Source organism: Terriglobales bacterium (assembly GCA_035567895.1).
GTDB lineage: Bacteria > Acidobacteriota > Terriglobia > Terriglobales > Acidobacteriaceae > Gp1-AA112.
The window spans coordinates 1-3,978 of sequence record DATMPC010000097.1 but is presented as its reverse complement, the minus strand read 5'-3'; the positions used below and the strand labels follow the sequence as shown (position 1 = coordinate 3,978).

Below are 3,978 nucleotides of genomic sequence, written 5' to 3'. Positions count from 1 at the left end.
GTTATAAAGCGTATCCTCGAAGGGCTTCAGGGGCTTGGTCATCGCCTCGGTATAGGCGTTCTCTTGCTCGAGGTACTTGATGACTTTGGGATTCGACTTGTCGCGAAGCCAGTAGTAGTTGTCGACCACAACGGTGCCGTGGCGCGTTTCCTGGTGCTCGATGATCGGCGCGACGGGTGGCTGCGGCGTTTGCCCAAACAGTGGAACGGCAGAAAACAATCCGGACAGCATCAGTGATGTGAGAAGACCGCGAATCAGCGACATGCTTCATGTCCCTTTTCAGCCTGTTGTTAGGTCACGACATTCTAACAACAAACAAAATTGGTGGACTATGGGGGGGATCACACGATCAGGCTTTCGGCCCCCTCCGCCCTGACTCTAATTTGGTACAGTTTCGACTTCCCGTGTGTTCACTCCTCGTCAATTGTCGAAATCAGGCGATTACACTCAGAACGACTTGTTCCGATTCCAGCACAGCGCCATCCAGCTTTTCGCCCAGGCTAGCCTGTGCCTTAATTCCATGCTGCGGAGTGGAGGCCGCCAGCATGCGAAAGCGAAAAGCCAAACTGAACTATGGTCGGATCGTACTCCGACTCCCCGACCTCGACCATTCTAAAATGGCCGTGCTCAACAGCCTCACATCGCCGGGTTCGCGCCGGGTCTATCAGTTTGCGATCAATCAGTTCATCACCTGGTACTGCTCCGAACCGCGCTTGGCATTCAATCGCATCGTGGTGGTGCGCTACCGCATGTACCTGGAATCCCGTAGGCTCGCGGCCAACACCATCAATCAGCAACTGGCCGCCGTGCGGCGGCTGGCGCACGAGGCCGCAGACGCCGGGCTGCTGAGTCCAGACCTGGCAGCCGGGATCAGTCGAGTCAAAGGCGTGAAGCAGCTCGGGCAGCGCTCGGGCAACTGGCTGAGCCTGGAGCAAAGCTCGCAGGTGCTGAACCGCGCCCGAGGCGACCTCATGCGTGAGAAACGCGACTATGCCATGCTCGCGTTGCTTTTCGGTTGTGGACTCCGCCGATCCGAGCTGGTCGGGTTGGAGATGAGCGATGTGCAACAACGGCAGGAGCACTGGGCCATCGTGGATTTAATCGGCAAGGGCGGGCACATTCGCACGGTTCCCATCCCGGAATGGACGAAGCGAGCGCTCGACGAGTGGACGGTGGCTGCCGGGATCAGGGACGGAAAGATTTTCGAAGAGTGAGCCGGACCGGAAAGGTTTGGGGCAGAGCGATCTCTCAGAACGTGGTCTGGTACGTGGTCAAGGGCTGCTGCGAAAAAGCAGGGCTGGAACGCATCGCGCCGCACCATCTGCGGCGAACATGCGCGAAGTGGTGCCATTCGAGTGGCGGGGAGATCGAACAGATTCAATTTCTGCTCGGCCACGCCTCTGTGCAGACGACCGAACGATACCTGGGCTGCAAGCAGAACCTAGGGCACCCTGTAAACGATCGCTTCAACCTTGCAATTGTGGCCGCAGCTTCTGGTGATCAGCAACAGTCGGAAAGCATGCAAGCGACGGGGGCTGGAGATACAATTCGGCGAGGAGAGTGCGATCATGCCCAGCCTGCCAAGGCCCTTAGCTCAAGACATCTATTCGAGGATGCGCGACCTGCATTGGTCACCGAAAGAGAAGACCATTGCGCGTCGGGCATTCGATCGCGCCCTGCATCGCGAGTTGGAAGCGACGATCCGAGAAGCGAAGCAGATGGCAGCGCGTATCAAGGAGCCAGACGAGCTGTGGGAACTTGAACGTCATTTGACCGAGCGTCGGAAAGAGATCGACGCCAAGTACGAATTCAAATATTCGGCGCTTCTCCTGGTGCTGGCTGATCTCGTGCGGAAAGGGTGTATCAACCTGGATGAGCTGCATGGTCTGGCGGAAGACAAGCTGCATATCATTCGCGACCACGTCGAATCGGCTGCCTGACGCTGCCGGGCTCTGAGTGAAATCGCCTGATTTCGTCAACAATCGTTCACAGCTTGGCCGATTATCGACCAGCCGTTAGAATCATCGTACTCAGATGTTCTTCAAAACACCCCTCGCATTCGCTGTGGTTGCGGCCATTTCGGCATCACTAATGGCACTGCTCGGCGGACTGTTCGCGCTGGGTATTTACGGCGGGTTGGTTCGGTTTGCAGTCATCCCAGCTGTTTCGCACTTCAACCTGTCCGGCCTCGTCGTATTCGTTGTAGCTGTTTTCGGGCTTAGCCTTCCGATTGAAACCGTATATGCACGCCGGAGGTTGTTCAGCAAGGAGGGACACCACGGCGCGAAACCGGCCTTCTTGTTGTTTCCCGTGGCGATAGCGGTCGCCATCTGTTCCCGAGTGATTGGTTGGCGGCGCAGTTCTTAGTGAAATCGCCTGATTGTGTCAGGCGTCGGCGTCTGGCTTGATTGTTCGTCGGGCGAAGCCTTTCCAAATGCCCGAAAGAATCAAGAAAACACAGCCGATACAGATAGCGATAGTAGTGACGTGTCCGGCGACGGCTTGCGTCTGGTTCTCATACTCCAATGGCTTCACACGGGTGGGAAAAGGGTGGAACTGAGCAGTTGCAGCACCGAATATCAGCACGGCCCCCAGCAGCATTCTCCCCCATCCGAACCGCGCCTTTGGTCGCGGGGTCCCTTGCGCGATCGATATTGCGCGCCGTCCGACTGTAAAAAAATAAGCGGCAAGCGCCAAAAATAGCACATAGCCTAGGAGCAACCAGAAGGCTTGGGGATGGCCTCTGGATCCTTGCGTGATCCCGATGAAGATTCCTCGAAGGAGCAGGAGCGCAAAGCCATAGCCAGCGATGACAGACAGCCAACCGAATATCTGAATGCAGCGATGTTTCGCATCCATAGGAAACCCTCTCGCCGAGCCATTCTAGCCGATAGTTGGCGTAACATCGCGATTACACTCATTGACCCCGGCTTCCTGAATCTGCTCCGTCTCGGGAACATAGCACTGTCCAGAGGTGTCCTATGCTTCAGACGCAAGTTTCTATGGTTCATGCGTTCCAGGATCGAAAGGATAACTATGGTCTTTCAGACATTCTTCAGAGCAACGGGGTTTTGTTCATTGCTTTTCATTGCATCAGCATCAGCTCGGCCATCTGACCCGAGTATCAACCTGACATCGCTGCCGGACGCGGATGTCAAAACGCTGACCGTCCAGCTGGAACGAACTGCGTGTTACGGAGATTGTCCCGCATACACCGTAACAATTCATGGCGATGGGCGGGTGGAGTATAACGGCAAAACGCACGTGAAGGAAAAGGGGCTTCGTGAAGGCCGTGTAGAGGCCGATCAGATCAAAACTCTGCTAAACGACTTTGCAACAGCGAAATTCTTCACACTCTCTGAGGACTACTCTGGGGAAAATTGCACACGATATTGCACAGATATGCCCACGGCTGTGACGGAAATCAACGTGAGACAAGCCAGCCATCATGTGAAGCACTACTACGGTTGCGGAGGCGCCCCTAAAGCCTTGTTTGATCTTGAATCTGCAATCGACAAGCTCGCCAACGTAGAACGTTGGACAGGAGACGTGAGTAAGGCCGGGCCATTTGGAACCACCTGCATGGATCGACACTGAGAATCTCGCCCTCTCACTCGACGGCATCGGAACCATAACTGTCGATAAATCCCCATATCACTCATCGAGGGGTTTTGAGCGTTAACGCCTGTTAACAACAGTTACTGCCGGTTTGCGCGTCACCGAGGACTGGTTTAGCCTTTGGGTGCGAAGGGTAGGAGCAATGGCAGACAACAAAACCAAGCCCACGAGCTTAAGTGTGGCGGCATTTATCGATGCGATCATGGACCCCACGAGGCGTACAGATGCCAAGGCGCTCGTCAAGGTGATGCAAAGCGCGTCTGGAGAAAAGCCGCGAATGTGGGGACCATCCATCATCGGCTTCGGCAGCTGCCACTATAAATACGAAAGTGGACGCGAGGGCGATATGCCACTCATTGG

General features: G+C 55.6%; 7 protein-coding genes. 5 read left to right on the top strand and 2 right to left on the bottom strand.

From position 1 onward, the window contains the following. The coding region (locus tag VNX88_20135) for a hypothetical protein (GenBank protein ID HWY70986.1) at nucleotides 1–264 on the bottom strand (264 nt) is incomplete at its 3' end. Nucleotides 265–545: 281 nt separating this feature from the next. Between VNX88_20135 and VNX88_20130 the strand changes: the two genes are divergently transcribed. The 3 genes from VNX88_20130 to VNX88_20120 all read left to right on the top strand — a co-directional run bounded on the left by VNX88_20130 (nucleotide 546) and on the right by VNX88_20120 (nucleotide 2,367). Then, on the top strand, nucleotides 546–1,214 hold the full coding sequence (locus VNX88_20130; protein ID HWY70985.1) for a tyrosine-type recombinase/integrase: 669 nt from the start codon (nucleotides 546–548) through the stop codon (nucleotides 1,212–1,214). A 354-nt stretch (nucleotides 1,215–1,568) separates the two neighbouring features. Then, on the top strand, nucleotides 1,569–1,940 hold the full coding sequence (locus tag VNX88_20125; protein ID HWY70984.1) for a hypothetical protein: 372 nt from the start codon (nucleotides 1,569–1,571) through the stop codon (nucleotides 1,938–1,940). A gap of 94 nt (nucleotides 1,941–2,034) precedes the next feature. Beyond that, entirely contained in the window at nucleotides 2,035–2,367 is a 333-nt protein-coding gene (locus VNX88_20120) for a hypothetical protein (GenBank protein HWY70983.1), read from the top strand. Between the two features lie 18 nt (nucleotides 2,368–2,385). Here VNX88_20120 and VNX88_20115 read toward each other — a convergent pair whose 3' ends face one another. Beyond that, entirely contained in the window at nucleotides 2,386–2,859 is a 474-nt protein-coding gene (locus tag VNX88_20115) for a hypothetical protein (protein HWY70982.1), read from the bottom strand. Nucleotides 2,860–3,078: 219 nt separating this feature from the next. Here VNX88_20115 and VNX88_20110 point away from each other — a divergent pair, with 219 nt between their 5' ends. Both VNX88_20110 and VNX88_20105 read left to right on the top strand, forming a co-directional pair. Then, complete coding sequence (locus VNX88_20110; protein HWY70981.1) at nucleotides 3,079–3,597, top strand: DUF6438 domain-containing protein; 519 nt, start codon at nucleotides 3,079–3,081, stop codon at nucleotides 3,595–3,597. A 163-nt stretch (nucleotides 3,598–3,760) separates the two neighbouring features. Then, nucleotides 3,761–3,978 (top strand): hypothetical protein (locus VNX88_20105; protein ID HWY70980.1); only part of this gene is annotated, 218 nt, incomplete at its 3' end.